This window comes from Vibrio sp. 1F263, from assembly GCF_041439035.1.
Lineage (GTDB): Bacteria > Pseudomonadota > Gammaproteobacteria > Enterobacterales > Vibrionaceae > Vibrio > Vibrio tasmaniensis_A.
Genome location: NZ_JBGONI010000012.1, coordinates 21,269 through 41,419, shown reverse-complemented (window position 1 = coordinate 41,419; position 20,151 = coordinate 21,269). Strand labels below are relative to the sequence as shown.

The 20,151-nt window shown below is 45.3% G+C and carries 15 protein-coding genes; 13 read left to right on the top strand and 2 right to left on the bottom strand.

The features are described 5' to 3' along the window. Positions 1–80 precede the first annotated feature (80 nt). The gene (gene barA / locus ACED25_RS10340; protein ID WP_371695220.1) at positions 81–2,894 is read right to left on the bottom strand and encodes a two-component sensor histidine kinase BarA; all 2,814 of its coding nucleotides are present in this window, start codon (positions 2,892–2,894) and stop codon (positions 81–83) included. Positions 2,895–3,059: 165 nt separating this feature from the next. Between barA and rlmD the strand changes: the two genes are divergently transcribed. The 13 genes from rlmD (at position 3,060) to rpoS (ending at position 17,370) form a co-directional block, all read left to right on the top strand. Further along, positions 3,060–4,379 carry a 23S rRNA (uracil(1939)-C(5))-methyltransferase RlmD gene (gene rlmD, locus ACED25_RS10335; protein ID WP_371695219.1) on the top strand — a complete coding sequence of 440 codons (1,320 nt, stop codon included), beginning with the start codon at positions 3,060–3,062 and terminating at the stop codon, positions 4,377–4,379. Between the two features lie 136 nt (positions 4,380–4,515). Further along, positions 4,516–6,741 carry a GTP diphosphokinase gene (gene relA, locus ACED25_RS10330; RefSeq protein ID WP_009847647.1) on the top strand — a complete coding sequence of 742 codons (2,226 nt, stop codon included), beginning with the start codon at positions 4,516–4,518 and terminating at the stop codon, positions 6,739–6,741. A 330-nt stretch (positions 6,742–7,071) separates the two neighbouring features. Further along, positions 7,072–7,887, top strand: a complete 816-nt coding sequence (mazG, locus tag ACED25_RS10325; protein WP_029223072.1) for a nucleoside triphosphate pyrophosphohydrolase — start codon at positions 7,072–7,074, stop codon at positions 7,885–7,887. 132 nt (positions 7,888–8,019) lie between these two features. Beyond that, a complete protein-coding gene (locus ACED25_RS10320; RefSeq protein ID WP_371695218.1) occupies positions 8,020–9,660 on the top strand; it encodes a CTP synthase in 1,641 nt (546 codons plus the stop codon). 81 nt (positions 9,661–9,741) lie between these two features. Next, the gene (gene eno / locus ACED25_RS10315; protein WP_009847644.1) at positions 9,742–11,040 is read left to right on the top strand and encodes a phosphopyruvate hydratase; all 1,299 of its coding nucleotides are present in this window, start codon (positions 9,742–9,744) and stop codon (positions 11,038–11,040) included. A gap of 298 nt (positions 11,041–11,338) precedes the next feature. After that, positions 11,339–11,620: a cell division protein FtsB gene (ftsB, locus tag ACED25_RS10310; RefSeq protein WP_012604777.1), complete on the top strand. Its 282-nt coding sequence runs from the start codon at positions 11,339–11,341 to the stop codon at positions 11,618–11,620. Then, positions 11,620–12,321: a 2-C-methyl-D-erythritol 4-phosphate cytidylyltransferase gene (gene ispD, locus ACED25_RS10305; protein ID WP_009847642.1), complete on the top strand. Its 702-nt coding sequence runs from the start codon at positions 11,620–11,622 to the stop codon at positions 12,319–12,321. The genes ftsB and ispD overlap by 1 nt, the downstream gene beginning before the upstream one ends. Before the next feature lie 2 nt (positions 12,322–12,323). Continuing rightward, on the top strand, positions 12,324–12,803 hold the full coding sequence (ispF, locus tag ACED25_RS10300; protein ID WP_029223073.1) for a 2-C-methyl-D-erythritol 2,4-cyclodiphosphate synthase: 480 nt from the start codon (positions 12,324–12,326) through the stop codon (positions 12,801–12,803). A gap of 22 nt (positions 12,804–12,825) precedes the next feature. After that, entirely contained in the window at positions 12,826–13,872 is a 1,047-nt protein-coding gene (gene truD, locus ACED25_RS10295) for a tRNA pseudouridine(13) synthase TruD (protein ID WP_029223074.1), read from the top strand. Between the two features lie 98 nt (positions 13,873–13,970). Then, positions 13,971–14,714 (top strand): 5'/3'-nucleotidase SurE, encoded by a 744-nt coding sequence (gene surE, locus ACED25_RS10290; protein WP_371695217.1) that lies wholly within the window; start codon positions 13,971–13,973, stop codon positions 14,712–14,714. Next, positions 14,715–15,341 (top strand): protein-L-isoaspartate(D-aspartate) O-methyltransferase, encoded by a 627-nt coding sequence (locus tag ACED25_RS10285; RefSeq protein WP_009847638.1) that lies wholly within the window; start codon positions 14,715–14,717, stop codon positions 15,339–15,341. A gap of 35 nt (positions 15,342–15,376) precedes the next feature. Next, positions 15,377–16,291 (top strand): murein hydrolase activator NlpD, encoded by a 915-nt coding sequence (nlpD, locus tag ACED25_RS10280; protein ID WP_371695216.1) that lies wholly within the window; start codon positions 15,377–15,379, stop codon positions 16,289–16,291. Between the two features lie 98 nt (positions 16,292–16,389). Further along, complete coding sequence (gene rpoS / locus ACED25_RS10275) at positions 16,390–17,370, top strand: RNA polymerase sigma factor RpoS (RefSeq protein WP_009847636.1); 981 nt, start codon at positions 16,390–16,392, stop codon at positions 17,368–17,370. A 143-nt stretch (positions 17,371–17,513) separates the two neighbouring features. Here rpoS and mutS read toward each other — a convergent pair whose 3' ends face one another. Next, positions 17,514–20,075: a DNA mismatch repair protein MutS gene (gene mutS, locus ACED25_RS10270; protein WP_371695215.1), complete on the bottom strand. Its 2,562-nt coding sequence runs from the start codon at positions 20,073–20,075 to the stop codon at positions 17,514–17,516. Positions 20,076–20,151 lie beyond the last annotated feature (76 nt).

Here is a 20,151-nt window from a genome sequence, read left to right as displayed (position 1 = left end):
AAAAAAGCAGAGCTCATGAGCTCTGCTTTTTTATTGGCTGGTAAACCGTTTAATGAATATTTGTGAGTAAGAAATATTCGCTAGGTCTTGGCTGGTTTCAAATAATGAATCGCGGTTGCTTGAACCTTATCTAATTCATCCTGAAGTTCAAAAAGCTCCGGTTCAATGTCTTCAACAGAAGTGCCTGAACGAAGTTCTTTCTCTATCGTTGCACATACCGACTTAAGCCTTGGTACCCCACTGTATGAGCTGCTGCCATGCATCTTGTGGATGATGTGTGTCAGCGCTTCAACGGGGTAGTCACTGTCTTCTATCGCTTTCTCTGCGGCTTCATAAACCTCAGGAATGAAGTCGACTAGCATTTGTAGCATATCGCGTGCGAGGTCTTCTTTGTTGGCGGCTTGCTTCATAGCTGCTTGCCAATCAATGATGATATTCTTATGCACGTTAGCCTCAGAATCTGAAACTGAGCTGTTGTCTACTTCCGCAGAGACTGCCGGGTGGGCTGGGTCTATTTTTTCAATGTGCTCAACCTCAGAGGTAGGGCTCCAATGAATCAGAACCTGCTGTAACACGTGCTCTTCTATCGGTTTGGTGAGGTAGTCATCCATGCCGGCTTCAAGTAGACGGTCCCGTTCGCCAACCATCGCGTGTGCTGTGACGGCAATGACGGGGGTATTCGCATTATTCGCTAGCTCTTTTATATTCTTACAGGCCGTCACACCATCCATTTGCGGCATTTGGATATCCATGAAGATGATATCAAATGGGGTCTCCTTCGCCTTGTCTATGGCCTTCTGTCCGCTGGTGCAACTGATGACCGTCTCTACACGCTCTTTTAGTAGCGCGGTGATCAATTTAAGGTTTGCTGGGTTATCGTCTACCGCCAATACAGTAAGTGGCAGCTTCTCTTCCGAGTGCGTTTCAATCGCTGGTGCAATCAAAGTGGGTGCTTGATTAGAGATCAGAGTTTGTAGAAGTTTCTTACGAGAGAGAGGCTTGGTGATGCATTGGACATCAACCTCTTTCATCAGTTGCTCACCTAATGCAAGCTCGGTACTTGGCGTACCAATAATGACGTTCTGAGCGATTTTCTTCGCGCCAATCGCCCAACCACTCACGGTATCAAATTGATACTCTTGGTTCGCGGCTAGGTTGAGTAGAACGTAGTCATACGAGGTCGACTCGTCAGGCATCACCGAACGATACGTTACCACCAAGCCTTCTTGGGTTAAGATTTGCTGAGTAATCGACGCCGCTTGCATGTTTGGCTCGATAAGCAGCAGCTGCTTGTCTTGCAGGCACTGAGTCTCAATCAGTTCAGTCATCGGCATATCAGTCGTTGATAGTCTCAAAGTAAACCAGAAGGTTGAACCTTGGTGAAGACGACTGGTTAGGCTGATCTCTCCGCCCATTTGGCTGACCAGTTTTTGGGTGATTACCAGACCTAAGCCTGTACCACCATAACGACGAGAGATGCTCGCATCAGCTTGGCTGAAGGCTTGGAAAAGTTGTGCTTGTTGGCGCTCTGAGATACCAATGCCCGTATCTCGAACCATAAACTGCAGCTCAATGTTGTCTTCGCTTTGTGAACGAAGTTCAACGCTGATGTCAATGTTGCCACGCTCGGTAAACTTGATCGAGTTACCCACGAGGTTAGTCAGGATCTGTTGGATACGCAGTGGATCACCAACAACGCCTGGTGGTACTTTCGGGTCGATCTTAAGTGTAAGCTCAAGACCTTTTTCATGAGCATTAGTGGCTTGAAGGTTAACCACCTCTTCTAGGCTCGCTTGGAATTCAAATGGAATGTTTTCTAGAGCGAGTTTGCCGGCTTCAAGTTTCGAGAAGTCCAAGATATCGTTGATGATGCTGAGTAGGTTGTTGGCCGAGCGTTCAATGGTCTGCAGGTAATCGGTTTGGCTGTTCGATAGGTGTGTCTTGAGCATCTGACGAGTAAAGCCAATCACACCATTGAGTGGTGTTCTAAGCTCATGAGACATATTCGCCAAGAACTCGGATTTAACACGAGCGGCTTCTTGAGCTCGTTTTTTCGCAATGTCTAACTCAACGTTTTGAATCTCTAATTGCTCTAGGGTTTCACGCAGATCAGATGTTGCTTGGTCGATGCTGTGCTGCATCTCGACGTGATATTCTGATAGCGAGACCGCCATCGCGTTGATACCGTTTTTCAGTGAATCAAGCTCACCATGCATTTTGCCTTCGATACGCACATCTAAGTGGCCACGACGAATTCGATCGACCATGTTTTTCATGTGTGTGATCGGTTGGGTTACATCGTGCATCAAGCGGAAGGCAAATACCCCAGAAAGTCCAAGACCAAGGATCAGCACCAAGAAGGCAGAGAACACTTCTTGATATTGCTGCAATCGAAGTGACGACAAGTCTAACTCTATCGCAATATAACCGATCGCTTGGTTCGCTTGAGACTGGCCATTAGCTGAGTTGATGTATTGTCCCTCAGCGATGATGGGTGTCCTAAGAATCAGCGTGTTATCGAGCAGGTTCGATGAGCTTAAATGCGGAATCGGTTTATCTTTCGGATAGGTCAGGCTTTCAAAATCAGGATGGAAGTTTGACGTTACAAACAACTCATGACATTCATCAAACACCGCAATACTGCGCACCAGCTTAGAATTTTTTCGATGAGCATAGCTAATCAGCTGACGAACAGACTCTCGACTTTCGAGCTTCATGCCAGACTCACTCGCAATCGCTAGTGGTTCAATGATGCTAGTACCAGTGTTAACCACTTGACCCTCAAGGTCTTGATAGCGGTTAAATGAGAAAAATGCACTCAATAGCAGCCCAATAATTAGGGTTGGAGCTAGAGTTAAGGTAATTACACGGGCTCTTAAGCCATATCTGGTCATGTTCTTTAATTACATCGAGGTCTGGATATGGGAAAATAACGCACACAATGGCGGTTAAGTGAACGGTAAGCTTAATCAAAGCCGTGACGTTCGACAATGATTCCAAGACAGAATAGTGAGTCCTGGATACCAATTACTTATTAAAAGATACATTAGGCACAAGCAATGGCACGTTTTTTCCAACCAAAAAAGAAAACTCAACTCGAGACCAAGCATCAATCGGTTTTGGTTGAACGAATGGATCACAATGGCGCTGGCATCGCTTATCAGAAGAACAAACCCGTTTTCATTGATGGCGCATTGCCCGGTGAGAAGGTGGTTATTCAACTTACTGAGAGCAAAAGTAAGTTTTCGCGAGCAAAACTCATCAAATTACTTCAACCGAGTGAGCTGCGTTTAAAGCCATTCTGTAAGCACTTTAATCAGTGTGGTGGCTGTCATCTTCAACATCTCGGTTACTCATCTCAGGTTGAGCATAAATCACAATCTTTGACGCACCTGATGAGCAAATACCAAACGGCTAACACCGAAGTCGCCCAGCCGATTGTCGGTGATGAAACCGGTTATCGTCGTCGCGCGCGTATCAGTCTATTTGTTGATAAGAAGACACAGCAGCTTCAGTTTGGTTTCCGTAAGAAACAAAGTAAACAGATTGAAAACATCACCGACTGCGCGGTGCTTGACCCTCGCCTTAATGTATTGCTGCCAAAACTGAAAAGTTTACTGAACACTTTCAGTAGCCTTACGTCTTTAGGACATGTTGAATTGGTGTTGGGTGATACTGGCCTTGTTATGGTGCTGCGTCACCTTAAACCTTTGGTTGAAAAAGATGAGCAAGCGTTGATGACGCTCGCGAAAGAAGAAGGTGCAACGCTGTACTCGATGCCAGAAACCGATAAGTTGGTTCGTTTGGTGGGTGATTCGCCAAGCTATAGTGAAACCGGTGTAACCTTACCTTTTGAGCCAAACCACTTTATACAAGTTAACCAGAAAGTGAACCAACAGATGGTTGCTCAAGCGATTGAGTGGTTAGAGCCTCAAGCGGATGAGCGTGTGCTTGACCTGTTTTGTGGTTTAGGCAACTTCAGTCTGCCTATCGCGCAACAATCGGCGTTTGTGGTTGGTGTAGAAGGCGTTGATGAAATGGTTCAGCAAGCCACATCTAATGCAGCGTTAAACCAGTTAAGCAATACGGAATTTTACCAAGCTAACCTTGAAGAAGACTTATCTTCACAGCCTTGGGCAAAAGAGAAATTCGATAAAGTATTGCTTGACCCGGCACGTGCTGGAGCGAGTGGGATCGTTGATCAAATTTCAGCGTTAGGAGCGAAGCGTGTGGTTTATGTTTCGTGTAATCCTGCTACTCTAGCGAGAGATTCTGAGAGTTTAGAAAAACAAGGCTATCAATTAGCCAAACTTGGTATGTTGGATATGTTTCCCCATACCAGTCATCTAGAATCGATGGCTCTCTTTATCAAGGCTTAGAAGCCCTTAAATAAGGCTTAAAAATGAATCACAAAGGCGCAGGGAAGCCTGCGCTGATATCAATATGAGTCGAACTAACTTGGAATCAGTTAGTCATATTGAATTGGGTATAAAACATAATAACTAGGAAGGCATGATGGTTGCGGTACGAAGCGCACATTTAAACCCAAGCGAACAGTTTGAGCTAGAAAGTTGGATTGCGTCACTGAATCAAGACGTAAAAACCTCGAATAAACTGACCAAAGTTTATCGTCACTGTGAAGAGCTATTAAAAGATCACGAGCAAGCGTCGCTCCTGCTTTGGCGTGGACGTGAGATGATCGAAATCTTGGTTACGTTGTCGATGGACCGTGCCACTTTAATTGCAGCGCAACTTTTCCCCGTTGTTTCAAGCGGCGTTTTTGGACGTGAAGCGTTTGAAGAAAGCTACGGTAAAGAAACCGTAAAGTTAATTGATGGCGTTGAAGAAATGGCAGCTTTGGGCCAGCTCAACGTTACCCTTGAAGGCAGTGCTGCCTCGGGACAAGTAGATAACGTTCGTCGAATGTTACTGGCCATGGTCGATGATTTCCGCTGCGTCGTCATCAAGCTAGCAGAACGAATTTGCAACCTCATCGAGGTAAAAAAGGCCCCTGATGCTGTTCGCCGTGCGGCAGCGAAAGAGTGTGCTAACATCTATGCGCCTCTTGCAAACCGTTTAGGCATTGGTCAGCTAAAGTGGGAAATTGAAGATTACGCTTTCCGCTATCAACAACCAGATACCTACAAGCAGATTGCCAAACAGCTGTCAGAGCGTCGTATCGTGCGCGAACAATACATCACTGACTTTGTTGATGACCTAACATCAGAAATGAACCGTTCAAGCATCAATGCTGAAGTCAGCGGTCGTCCCAAACACATCTACAGCATCTGGCGTAAAATGCAGAAAAAGGGCTTAGAGTTTGATGAGCTTTTTGACGTGCGTGCGGTACGTATTATTGCCGACCAACTGCAAGACTGTTATGCCGGTCTAGGTGTGGTTCACACCAAATATAAACATCTTCCAAGTGAATTTGATGACTATGTGGCGAATCCTAAGCCCAATGGTTACCAATCAATTCATACCGTAGTTCTTGGCCCTGAAGGCAAGACCATCGAAATTCAGATCCGTACCAAGCAAATGCACGAAGACTCTGAGTTAGGTGTGGCTGCGCACTGGAAGTACAAAGAAGGTGCTTCTAGCGGTGTACGCAGTGGCTACGATGAGAAAATCACGTGGTTGCGTAAGCTTATCGACTGGCAAGAAGAGATGTCGGATTCTGGCGAAATGCTGGATGAAGTACGTAGCCAAGTCTTTGATGACCGAGTCTATGCCTTTACACCACGCGGTGATGTGGTCGATTTACCAATGGGTGCAACGCCGTTGGATTTTGCTTACCACATTCACTCGATGGTTGGACACCGTTGTATCGGTGCCAAAGTCGCAGGTCGAATCGTTCCGTTTACTCATAAGTTGGCGATGGGCGATCAAGTTGAGATCATTACTCAAAAAGAACCGAATCCATCACGTGATTGGTTAAATCCGACCACAGGTTTTGTTCATTCAAGTCGAGCTCGAGCAAAAATTAACGCTTGGTTCCGCGCTCAGAGTCGTGAGAAAAATCTCGAAGCTGGACGAGACATCCTAGAAGTCGAGCTAGGCAGAGTCGGCGCAACACTGAAAGATGCTGAGCAATATGCGCTGAAACGATTCAACGTCAATACACCTGATGAATTGTATGCAGGTATTGGTAGCGGTGATTTGCGTATTAACCAAGTGGTTAATCACATCAATGCTCTGGTCAATAAGCCGACGGCTGAAGAAGAAGATAAGAAAGCACTCGAGAAGTTGCTTGAGTCTGACAATAAGCCAGCGCATCAGAGCCGTCCGAAAAAGGATGCTGTCGTTGTTGAAGGTGTTGATAACCTAATGACCCACTTGGCTCGTTGTTGTCAGCCTATCCCGGGGGATGTGATCAAAGGTTACATTACTCAAGGGCGTGGTATCTCAGTACACCGCAGCGATTGTGAGCAGTTAAGTGAACTTAACCTACATGCCCCTGAACGTATCATCGATACGGTGTGGGGAGATGGTTTTGTAGGCTCGTATATCTTAACACTGCGTGTAGAGGCGCTAGAACGTACCGGCTTGTTGAAAGACATCACATCCCTGTTCTTGAACGAAAAAGTCAGTGTGACGACAATGAAGAGCCGTATTGACTATAAACGTCAGCTGTCGGTGATGGATTTCGATTTGGAAGTGACCAATATTGAAATTCTGAGTCGAGTGACAAGCCGAGTAGAACAGATCAAAGATGTTATGAGCGTAAAACGCCTAGGCTAGTTTTTACGTCGTACTTGGCCTTCTAACTGTGTTAACTGCACTATACTCGCTTCATCACATAGGCAAGCTATGCTCAGAAGTCTCGTAAGTTTGTTGCCTTGTTAGAAGAGCCAATTACTTAGTAAAACAAAGATAGTCGTCATTCCCTACAGTGAGGGACGAACGTGATAGGGAATCTCGCCAAGCGATTTGAGATCCCCAACTCGCTCATTCTTCGCTCTTGAGGATGACCGAAAAAATAGAAAGGTGAGTGGTTTTGGCTGCTCACCTTTTTTAGTTTTAGTGAAGTTTTAAATTTAAAAATCAAAGACAGTGAATAGGAAGAAAACGATGAATCACCCGATTGAACAACTTGAACAGATCATGACTAAGCTGCGCGATCCTGAGGGTGGCTGTCCTTGGGATTTAAAACAAAATTTTGAAACCATTGTGCCGCATACGATCGAAGAGACCTATGAGGTGGTGGACGCGATTCACAATAAAGATTGGCCAAACTTACAAGAAGAGTTGGGTGACCTGTTGTTTCAGGTGATCTTCTATAGCCAATTGGCGAAAGAGCAGGGCTTGTTTGAGTTCTCTGATGTGGTCGACGGTATCAATGAGAAGCTGACGCGCCGTCATCCACACGTATTTTCTGATACAGAGTTTGCCAGTGATGAAGAAATTAATGCCAACTGGGAAGCTGAAAAAGCCAAAGAGAAAGCACAGGCAGGCAAAACTCAAGAAAGTATTCTAGACTCAATACCAAACTCTCTACCTGCACTTTCGCGTGCTACAAAGATTCAAAAGCAAGTCGCGAAATTTGGCTTTGATTGGGACTCTATCGGCCCGGTCGCTGATAAGGTTTTAGAGGAAGTTGATGAGGTGCTAGAAGAAGCGCTTCAAGTAACGCCAAACGAAGATTTAGTTGAAGAAGAACTGGGTGATTTGTTGTTTGCTACCGTCAATTTAGTGCGACATTTGGGTAAAAATCCAGAAACGGCTCTCAATAAAGCCAATCTGAAATTTTCACGCCGCTTTAAAGGTGTGGAACAAAAAGTTCGTCAGCAAGATAAAATTTTGACCGACTTTTCTCTACAACAGCTTGATTCCATATGGGATGAAGTCAAAGTGGCGGAGAAAAGATCATCAAAGCTTTTATCATGAATTGATTTGAAGCAAAAAATAAAAAATAGCAGTGTGATAGATTTCACGTTGTGGCGATAAGGGGCTTCTGGTATATTTTCATCCCGTCCAGAAGTAATCCATTTCCCTCATTCAACCAATTTCAGGTTAAACATGACGACAAATTACATTTTTGTTACTGGCGGGGTTGTATCCTCTCTAGGTAAAGGTATTGCAGCAGCATCTCTTGCGGCTATTTTAGAAGCTCGTGGTCTTAAAGTGACTATGATGAAGCTTGACCCTTACATCAACGTTGATCCAGGCACAATGAGCCCGACTCAACACGGTGAAGTGTTCGTTACGGAAGATGGCGCTGAAACTGACCTTGACCTTGGTCACTACGAGCGATTCATTCGCACCAAGATGACTAAGCGTAACAACTTCACTGCAGGTCGTGTTTACTCAGACGTACTCGCTAAAGAGCGTCGCGGTGATTACCTAGGTGCAACTATTCAGGTTATCCCGCACATCACTAACTCTATCAAAGAACGTGTAATTTCTGGCGCAGCTGGCCACGATATCGCGCTAGTTGAAGTTGGTGGTACGGTTGGTGATATCGAATCTCTACCATTCATGGAAGCGATTCGTCAGCTAGCAGTAGAGCTAGGCCGTGAACGCGCAATGTTCATGCACCTTACTCTAGTGCCATACCTAGCAGCTGCGGGCGAAGTGAAAACTAAGCCAACGCAACACTCTGTAAAAGAGCTGCTGTCTATTGGTATTCAGCCAGACATTCTAGTTTGTCGTTCAGACCGCAACATTCCTTCGAACGAGCGTAAGAAAATTGCTCTGTTCTGTAATGTGCAAGAAAATGCAGTTATTTCTATGCGCGATGTTGACTCTATCTACAAGATCCCTCAGCTTATTAAAGCTCAAGGCACTGATGAACTTGTATGTAAGCGTTTCGGCATCACAGCTCCAGAAGCAGACCTGTCTGAATGGGAACAAGTAATTTACGAAGAAGCTAACCCAACGGGTGAAGTGACGATTGGTATGGTTGGTAAGTACATTGAACTACCAGACGCATACAAATCAGTAAATGAAGCGCTAAAACACGCGGGCTTGAAAAATCGCCTAAGCGTTAATATTAAATACGTAGATTCACAAGACGTTGAGTCTCGTGGCGTAGAAGTTTTAGAAGGCCTAGATGCAATCCTAGTTCCTGGTGGCTTTGGTGATCGTGGTGTTGAAGGTAAGATTCTTGCTGCTCAATACGCTCGTGAAAACAAAGTACCTTACTTAGGTATCTGTCTAGGTATGCAAGTAGCACTTATCGAGTACGCTCGTAACGTTGCGAAAATGGAAGGGGCACACTCTTCTGAATTCTGTACTGAAACTAAGTACCCAGTTGTTGGTCTTATCACTGAGTGGACTGATGGCGAAGGTAAAGTTGAAGAGCGTACAGAAACATCTGACCTTGGCGGCACAATGCGTCTTGGTTCACAGCTTTGTCACCTAGCGAAAGAGACAAAAGCTTACGAATTATACGGTAGCGCGACGATCCATGAACGTCATCGTCACCGTTACGAAGTGAACAACAATCTTCGTCCACAAATTGAAAAAGCGGGCCTAAAAGTATCGGGTCTATCTGCGGACAAGAAACTGGTTGAAGTTATTGAGAACCCGAACCATCCATGGTTCGTTGCTGCTCAATTCCACCCAGAGTTCACTTCAACACCTCGCGATGGTCACCCATTGTTTGCAGGTTTCGTTAAAGCAGCTGGCGAGTTCCAGCGCGGCGAATTAGAGAAGTAAAAAGGAATACAGGTAGCTGCGTAAGTTGTGCTGCTACCTTTAAATTTGACATTTATATATTCAACGAGAAGGAAACATTCAATGTCTAAGATCGTTAAAGTTCTAGGTCGTGAAATCATCGATTCACGTGGTAACCCAACTGTAGAAGCTGAAGTACACCTAGAAGGCGGTTTCGTAGGTATGGCTGCTGCTCCATCTGGCGCATCTACTGGTTCACGCGAAGCTCTTGAGCTACGTGACGGCGACAAATCACGTTTCCTAGGTAAAGGTGTTCTTAAAGCTATTGAAGCTGTAAACGGCCCAATCGCTGAAGCTCTAGTAGGTTCTGACGCTAAAGCACAAGCTGACGTTGACCAAATCATGCTTGACCTAGACGGTACTGAAAACAAGTCTAAGTTCGGTGCGAACGCTATCCTAGCTGTATCTCTAGCTAACGCAAAAGCTGCTGCTGCTGCGAAAGGCATGCCTCTTTACGAGCACATTGCTGAGCTAAACGGTACTGCTGGTCAATTCTCTATGCCTCTACCAATGATGAACATCATCAACGGTGGTGAGCACGCAGATAACAACGTTGACATCCAAGAGTTCATGATCCAACCAGTTGGCGCTAAGACTCTTAAAGAAGGTCTACGTATCGGCGCTGAAGTATTCCACAACCTAGCTAAAGTTCTTAAGTCTAAAGGCTACAGCACTGCAGTTGGTGATGAAGGTGGTTTCGCTCCTAACCTTAAGTCTAACGCTGAAGCTCTAGAAGTTATCGCAGAAGCTGTTGCAGCTGCTGGTTACGAACTAGGTAAAGACGTTACTCTTGCTATGGACTGTGCAGCATCTGAGTTCTTCGACAAAGAAGCTGGTATCTACAACATGAAGGGCGAAGGTAAAACTTTCACTTCTGTAGAGTTCAACCACTACCTAGCTGAGCTAGCGAACAACTTCCCAATCGTTTCTATCGAAGACGGTCTTGACGAGTCTGATTGGGATGGCTTCAAGCACCAAACTGAACTTCTAGGCGACAAGCTTCAAATCGTTGGTGACGATCTGTTCGTTACAAACACTAAGATTCTTGCTGAAGGTATCGAGAAAGGCGTAGCTAACTCTATCCTTATCAAGTTCAACCAAATCGGTTCTCTAACAGAGACTCTAGCTGCTATCAAGATGGCTAAAGACGCTGGCTACACTGCAGTAATCTCTCACCGTTCTGGCGAAACTGAAGATGCAACTATCGCTGATCTAGCGGTAGGTACAGCTGCAGGTCAAATCAAAACTGGTTCTATGAGCCGTTCTGACCGTGTTGCTAAGTACAACCAACTTATCCGTATCGAAGAAGCTCTAGGTTCTAAAGCTCCTTACAACGGTCTTAAAGAAGTTAAAGGTCAATAATTCACTCTGAATTATTAGCTTAAAGCTTTTGAAAACGCTCTACTTCGGTAGGGCGTTTTTTTTTGCTTGTAGGAAAGTGAGATCTAATTTCTAAAGCTCCTCCTCGTTACATCTAAAGTTCGTTATTCCCTAGACTGACGAAGGAAGGAGTAGGGAATCTCATTGTTACCATATCTATCCCGACAATAATTCTCCGACTTATTGATTCCCTAACACCACATATCTCGCACCAATAAGCTCATTATGGTATATATGTGCCTTATTCTAGTTCCTTCTTTTTCAACCGGCGAAAGGTGTTATGCGAATTTTTGCTTTAGTACTGCTCATAGTGTTTGGCTGGCTACAACACACACTGTGGCTCGGTAAAAATGGTATTTCTGATTACTACGGTGTGAACAACGAAATCCAAGTTCAACAGCAAGTAAACGAAAAGCTCCATCTTCGTAACGCAGAGATGTTTGCGGAAATCGATGATCTACGCCAAGGCTTAGACGCGATAGAAGAGCGCGCACGTCATGAGCTTGGAATGGTAAAAGAAGGCGAAACGTTTTTCCGCATCATTGGTGAGGAATCCCATTAATGTCGACTCAACTTCAAAGTGTGATTGCCGTTGTACCTGCAGCGGGCGTCGGTAGCCGAATGAAAGCAGACCGCCCTAAGCAATATCTTAAGATTAACGGCAAAACGATTTTAGAGCACACCATTGAGAAATTACTGTCTCATCCACAAGTCTCTCAAATTGTCGTTGCGATCAGCGATGATGACCCCTATTACCCGGAGTTAGCACTCAACCAGAATCCAAAAGTGGTCAGAGTGTCTGGCGGAAGCGAACGAGCGGACTCGGTACTCTCTGCACTAAACTGTATCGCCGAGCAGCAGCTTAGCGATTGGGTAATGGTTCACGATGCGGCAAGGCCTTGTGTCCAACTCAGTGATATCGACAAGCTAATTTCCGGCGCGATGAGCCATGATGTAGGGGCTATTTTAGCGGCGCCAGTTCGTGACACGATGAAGCGAGGTGCCCAAGGGCAGATCGAACATACCGTTGAGCGAGCCGATCTATGGCATGCACTTACGCCGCAAATGTTCAGAGCAAAGCCTCTGTGGAATGCATTAAGCGAGGCGTTGCAACAAGGCGTTTCGATTACCGATGAAGCCTCAGCCTTTGAATGGAAAGGTTTATCGCCCGCTTTAGTGGCAGGGCGTTCAGATAATTTTAAGATTACTCAGCCTGAAGATTTAGCACTTGCTGAGTTCTATTTAAGTCAGAATAAGGAATAATGATGATTCGTATTGGCCATGGCTTTGATGTACATAAGTTTGGTGGTGAAGGTCCGGTAATTATAGGTGGCGTTAGAGTCCCTTATGAGCAGGGTCTTATCGCACACTCAGATGGTGATGTTGCCCTTCATGCGTTATGTGACGCTTTATTAGGTGCGATTGCTGCCGGCGATATTGGTCGTCATTTCCCCGATACTGATGATGAGTGGAAAGGCGCGGATAGCCGTGAACTTCTAAAAGATGTTTATCGTCGAGTAAAAGAACAAGGCTACGTGATTGGTAATGCCGATATTACTATCATGGCGCAAGCTCCAAAGATGGCGCCTCATATAGACTCTATGTGCCACGCTATCGCACAAGATTTAGAAACCAGCATTAGCAATGTGAATGTAAAAGCGACGACCACTGAGCGTTTAGGTTTTACAGGTCGCAAAGAGGGCATCGCATGTGAAGCGGTGGTCCTAATTACTAAAAGTGCGTAAGCACCAACACGAAAAGAACAGCATGTCAGATATTTTATCTTCATTGGCTTATCTAAACGGTAAACCAACTGCGAAAGCAAAACTAAAAGCAAAAGCCGAACACTTTGTCGTTAATGAAGACTTAGGTTTTGAGTTCACTGGTGAAGGCGAACACCTTATGGTTCGTATTCGTAAAACGGGTGAGAACACGAGCTTTGTAGCAAACGAGCTGGCTAAAGCGTGTGGTGTTAAGTCGAAAGACGTGAGTTGGGCTGGTTTGAAAGACCGTCATGCTGTGACAGAACAGTGGTTGAGCGTGCATCTACCAAAAGGTGAACCTGACTTTTCTGCTTTTCTTGCACAATACCCAAGCATTGAGATCTTGGCGACAGCACGCCACAACAAAAAGTTACGTCCAGGCGATTTAGTTGGCAACCAATTCGAGCTAACTTTGTCTGAAGTAACGGACTGCGATGATGTAGTCAAACGTTTGGAAAAAGTCGCTCAAGTGGGCGTGCCAAATTACTTTGGTGCTCAGAGGTTTGGCAATGAAGGTAACAACTTATCTGAAGCTCGTCGTTGGGGGCGTGAAAACGTTCGTACACGTAATCAAAATAAGCGCAGCTTGTACCTCTCTGCAGCTCGTTCTTGGATCTACAACTTAATTCTTTCTGACCGTATTGAGCACGATGCGTTTGCTTCGGCATTGGTCGGCGATATTGTAGTTAAAAACGATGCTCAACTTGCTGTGACAGCCGCTAATATCGAAGCTGTAAACCAAGATATCGCCAATGGTTCTGCGTTTATTACCGTTGCTTTAGCTGGAGATAATGCGTTACCGACGACGGATGCGTCTCAAGCTCTAGAGCAGAAACACCTTGATGCTGAACCGGATCTAATGGCGCTTATTTGTGGCAACCGTATGCGCCATGATCGCCGTGAAGCGTCGTTGAAGCCGATGGGTTTAGTGTGGGAAGTAAACGAAGACAATGTCACTCTTAAATTCTCTCTGGATGCAGGCTGTTTCGCAACCGCTATCGTTCGTGAGCTAGTTGAAGAAGTACACGTAGAAAGAACCTACGAGCAATAATGATTCTGCTTGGGTCTAAGTCACTTTATATTGATATTTAAGTGACTTTATATCGGTATTTAAGTGACTTGGCATTGGTACAAAAGAAAGGATACAAGATGAAGATTTTACTCAGCAACGATGATGGTGTGCATGCTCAAGGTATTCATGAGCTGGCAAATGAATTACGTGATCTTGCTGAAGTTATCATTGTGGCACCTGACCGTAATCGCTCTGGTGCTTCAAATTCATTAACTTTGGAACAGCCTTTGCGTGTTCAAGAGATTGCTAGAAGTACCTATTCGGTACAAGGAACACCGACCGACTGTGTACATTTCGCATTGAACGAACTCCTAAAGAGTGACATGCCTGATCTGGTTTTAACGGGTATTAATCACGGAGCTAACCTTGGTGATGACGTGCTTTATTCAGGTACAGTCGCAGCAGCAATGGAAGGCCACTTTCTAGGTGTTCAATCTGTGGCATTTTCTCTGGTTGGAAAACAACATTTTAAGACAGCGGCAGCGGTTGCTCGCCGTATTGTTGAACAACATTTAGCAAACCCAATCCCGACCAATCGCCTGTTAAACGTGAACGTCCCTGACTTAGCATTAGAACAAATATCGGGTACTCAGGTGACACGTCTAGGTGCTCGTCACCATGCTGAAGATATGATTAAGCAGAAAGACCCACGTGGTCATGATATCTATTGGCTTGGCCCTCCTGGTAAGGAGCAAGATGCTGGTGAGGGTACCGATTTTTACGCCATTGAACATGGTTTTGTGTCGGTAACACCACTACAAGTTGATCTGACGGCACATGAGTCGTTGGGTGCGATGACTACATGGTTAGGGGATAAATAAGTGAGTAATCCACAAGCTGAGCGCTTAGTTACTTTTCTGATAGAAAATGGTATTCAGGATCAAAAGGTTCTTGATGCTATTTACTTACTACCGAGAGAGAGCTTTTTATCACAGGCTATGCATCACCAAGCCTATGATAATAATGCGCTGCCTATCGGGCAGGGGCAGACAATTTCTCAGCCTTACATTGTTGCTAAAATGACCGAGCTGCTTGAGTTACAACAAGACAGCCGCGTTTTGGAGATCGGAACGGGTTCTGGTTATCAAACGGCTGTTTTGGCTCAGCTGGTTGATCACGTGTATTCGGTTGAAAGAATAAAGTCGCTACAATGGGATGCTAAGCGTAGGTTGAAGCAACTCGATTTCTACAACATCTCAACCAAGCACGGTGATGGTTGGCAAGGTTGGTCTTCTAAGGCGCCTTTTGATGCGATTATTGTCACCGCTGCTGCAGAGTCGATCCCTCAAGCGCTTTTGCAGCAGTTGAAAGATGGAGGCCGCTTATTAATTCCGGTCGGAGATGATGAACAACAACTGTTGAAGATTGTTCGCCACGGTGATGAGTTCTTATCGAGTGTTATCGAGATGGTGCGATTTGTACCTCTTGTACCTGGTGAGTTAGCTTAATAAAATTATTAATGGTGTAGGTGGATAGAAAGTCGATGCGTTCGAAGGTTTTTAAAGGAAGTTCTCTACTGCTTAGCTGTGCACTTGTTGGGTGTGCTGCGAATTCGCCTGCGCCAGTTTCAAGCTTAAACAAGAATTACTCATCGATTGATCGTGGTAGTTATCGTGGTAGTTACTATGAAGTGAAAAAAGGCGATACCCTTTATTTTATTGCTTACGTAACAAATAAAGATGTTAAAGAGCTGATTCGCTATAACAATCTGTCTGCACCTTATACCATCCATCCCGGACAGAGCCTTAAGTTATGGCGTCCTAGCTACAACGCTCCAGCGTATGGTAAATCAACGGTAGCGGTTGCAGCCGTCGCTGCGCCTGTTGCCGCATCCACAACTTTGTTGGCCTCAAGCAAACCTAAAACAACATCTCAAAAGAGTAAAAGCTCTAAACCTGCGCCCGCTCAAACAACCACCAAAGTGGCGAAAAAAGATCCACAAAAGAAGGTTGTACAATCCAAATCAAAGGAGTATGTTGGTTCTAAAGGTAAACAGAATGTTACACCGCCAACAAAACCAACGAGTAACAAAGTATCCAAATGGTTATGGCCAACGAAAGGGAGAGTAATTAAGAATTTCTCTGTAGGCGAACAAGGAAATAAAGGCATAGACATAGCAGGACAGCGAGGTCAGCCAATAGTATCTACTGCAGGGGGAACGGTTGTTTATTCGGGTAATGCATTACGAGGCTACGGCAATCTAGTGATTGTGAAGCACAATGATAATTACTTAAGTGCATACGCGCATAACGACCGACTATTAGTATCTGAAGGGCAAAGTGTGAAACCAGGGCAGAAGATTGCAACAATGGGAAGCTCTGGAGCCAGCAGTGTCAGGCTGCACTTTGAGATTCGTTACCAAGGTAAATCAGTTAATCCAAAACGGTATTTACCTTAAATACAATATGCAAAAATTACGTATTGTATGGAGTGACATAGTCATTTAGCGACATATGAAGTTGTAATGTCATGCTAATTTCGCCAGGGGGAGGCGTTATGAGTATAAGCAATGCAGTAACCAAAGAAGAGTTCGATCTTAACCAAGCAACCACGGAACAGGAAGCTCTTGGAAAAGCAAAACGAACAGTCACTAAGAAAACCGAAGCGAAAGAAGAGACTGAAGTTACGTCTAAAAGCTTAGATGCGACTCAACTCTACTTAGGCGAAATCGGTTTCTCACCACTATTAACCGCTGAAGAAGAAGTGCTTTATGCACGTCGAGCTCTACGCGGTGATGAAGCAGCACGCAAACGCATGATCGAAAGTAACCTGCGTTTGGTGGTAAAAATTTCTCGTCGTTATAGCAACCGTGGTCTTGCACTTCTCGATCTTATTGAAGAAGGCAACCTAGGTTTGATTCGCGCCGTAGAGAAATTTGATCCAGAGCGTGGCTTCCGCTTCTCAACTTACGCAACATGGTGGATTCGTCAAACCATTGAACGCGCGCTAATGAATCAGACTCGCACTATCCGTTTGCCAATTCATGTTGTGAAAGAGCTGAATATCTACCTGCGTACGGCACGAGAGCTATCACAAAAACTTGACCATGAACCAACGGCAGAAGAAATTGCTTCTAAGCTAGACAAACCTGTTGGTGATGTGAGCAAGATGCTTCGTCTAAACGAAAGAGTGAGCTCCGTTGATACACCTATCGGTGGTGATGGTGAGAAAGCGCTACTGGATATTATTCCGGACATCAATAACTCAGATCCTGAGGTTTCAACTCAAGATAGCGATATTAAGAACTCGTTGATTTTCTGGCTTGATGAGCTGAATCCTAAGCAGAAAGAAGTGCTTGCACGTCGATTTGGACTATTAGGTTATGAACCGTCAACATTAGAAGAAGTAGGCCGTGAAATCAGCCTGACTCGTGAACGTGTTCGTCAAATCCAAGTTGAAGGCCTGCGTCGTCTACGTGAGATTCTTATCAAGCAAGGTCTGAATATGGAAAACCTGTTCAACGTAGAAAACGACTAATTGAACGGATGATGCTGCTTCTCTAAATAGAAGGCAAATAAAAACGCTGACTTAAAGTCAGCGTTTTTTTTGTTTGTGGCTTTGGTATTTCATGCCGTCTAATCAAAATCACGGACGGCAATAACAAGCTACTTGATAAGAAACTAAAGCAGCTTCTTCAAGCGGTAGAGTTCTTCCAATGCTTGGCGAGGTGTCAGATCATCAGGATCAACATTCGCAAGTGCTTGTTCTACTTCACTTGGTTCAGGTATCAGGCTCAGTTGGTTCGCGATATCAACGCCACTTGGCTTTGATGTCGGAGAGTCGATACTCAATGCTTCTAGCTGAGTCAGCTTCGCACGTGCGTTTTTGATCACTGCTTTAGGCACGCCAGCCAATCCTGCAACCGCAAGGCCGTAAGATTTACTTGCGGCACCTTCTTGAACTGCGTGCATAAAGGCAATGCTGTCGCCATGTTCAACCGCATCTAAGTGTACGTTCGCTAAGGTTGGTATTTGGTTTGGTAGCTCAGTTAGCTCAAAGTAGTGCGTTGCAAATAGTGTCATCGCATTGATTTGATTGGCTAGCCATTCCGCACTTGCCCAAGCCAGAGACAGACCATCGTAAGTACTGGTACCACGACCGATTTCATCCATTAACACAAGGCTATTTGGTGTCGCGTTGTGCAGAATGTTTGCGGTTTCTGTCATCTCAACCATGAAGGTTGAACGACCCGAAGCCAAATCATCGGATGCGCCAATACGAGTGAAGATACGGTCGATAGAACCAATCGTCGCGCTTTCTGCTGGAACATAACAACCAATATGAGCCATCAGCGCAATGAGTGCGGTCTGACGCATGTAGGTCGACTTACCACCCATGTTTGGACCTGTGATGATCAGCATCTTACGTTGTTCATTGAGGTCGATAGGGTTAGCAATAAACGGTTCGTCCATTACTTGTTCAACAACGGGGTGACGACCCGCCTGAATTTGTACGCCAGCAGACTCTGTCATGGTTGGACGACAGTAATCAAGGGTGTCTGCGCGTTCAGCTAAGTTTTGTAGAACATCCAGTTGAGACACTGAAGAAGCAATGTTTTGTAGTCGCTCTAGATAAGGCAGTAACAAATCAAACAACTCATCCCACAACTTCTTCTCGATAGCTAGGGCTTTCGATTTAGAGCTAAGCACTTTGTCTTCGTGCTCTTTTAGCTCAGGAATGATGTAACGCTCTGCATTTTTCAGCGTTTGACGGCGAACATAGTGTGGTGGCACAAGGTGGCTTTGTCCGCGGCTTACTTGAATGAAGAAACCGTGTACGTTGTTGTAGCCCACTTTAAGTGTATCGATACCATGACGTTCGCGCTCTTCTTGCTCAAGTTTATCAAGAAATTCGGTTGCGCCAGCTGCAAGGTCGCGCCATTCGTCTAACTCGGCATTGTAGCCTTCTGCAATTACACCACCGTCACGGATAACCACGGGAGGGTTTTCTTTGATCGCTCGCTCAAGTAGTTCAGAAACCTCATCCACAGGCGAGGCATATTGAGCAAGTTGAGTTAGGTATGGGTGCTTTAATTGCGTCAGTGTTTCTGCAAGTTCTGGCAAATATTCCATCGCTTGGCGAAGTCGTGCCATATCACGAGGACGAGCTGAGCGAAGTGCTAGTCGAGCAAGAATACGTTCGATATCCCCGATCTGTTTCAAGGTTGGCTGTAGCTCTGTAAAGAGAGCCAAATCTTTCATTTCACCAATAGCATCTAGGCGCTGATCGAGTGCAGAGATATTGCGCATTGGTTGATGTAACCAGCGCTTAAGCATACGGCTACCCATAGCCGTCGCGGTGTGATCAAGTACTTCGGCAAGGGTGTTATCAGTACCACCACCAAGATTTTGCGTGATCTCCAAATTACGACGAGTCGCTGCATCGAGGATCACCGAGTGATCTTGCTTATCCATCGTCAGTGAACGGATATGTGGAAGGGCAGTACGTTGGGTATCTTTCACGTATTGGATCAAACAACCAGCCGCACATAAGCCTAGTTTCGCGCCTTCTACGCCAAAGCCAACCAGATCGCGAGTACCAAACTGCTTATTCAATTGCTGCTTCGCGGTATCTAATTCAAATTCCCATACCGGGCGGCGGCGATTGCCATTACGGCTTGCCATTAGATTTACAGGTTCGAAATCTTCAGGGAACAGTAGCTCACGAGGTGAGGTTCTCTGCAGTTCTGCCGCCATTGCTTCTTCGGTTTCTGGTTCGCAAAGTTGGAATCTACCAGAGGTAATATCCAGTGTCGCGTAACCAAACTTACCGTTGTGATGGTAGATGGCTGCAATCAGGTTATCAATGCGCTCAGAAAGCAAAGCCTCATCGGTCACGGTTCCGGGTGTAACGATACGCACGACAGCACGCTCAACCGGGCCCTTTGAAGTTGCTGGATTACCAATCTGCTCACAAATTGCTACGGATTCACCAAGTTGCACTAACTTTGCAAGGTACCCTTCAACGGCATGGTAAGGAACACCCGCCATAGGAATCGGTTCACCATTTGATGAACCACGTTTAGTCAGTGAAATATCGAGGAGTTGAGAAGCTTTTTTAGCATCATCATAGAAAAGCTCGTAGAAATCGCCCATGCGGTAGAACAGCAGAATTTCTGGATTTTCTGCTTTTAGCTTTAGGTACTGCTGCATCATGGGAGTATGTTTTTGATCGGCTTTCACAGTTAACTTCTTTCGTTTATTTCTATTGCGGCTTAGGATACGTGAAAGCGTTTCGTGCGAAAAGCGACACATGCGA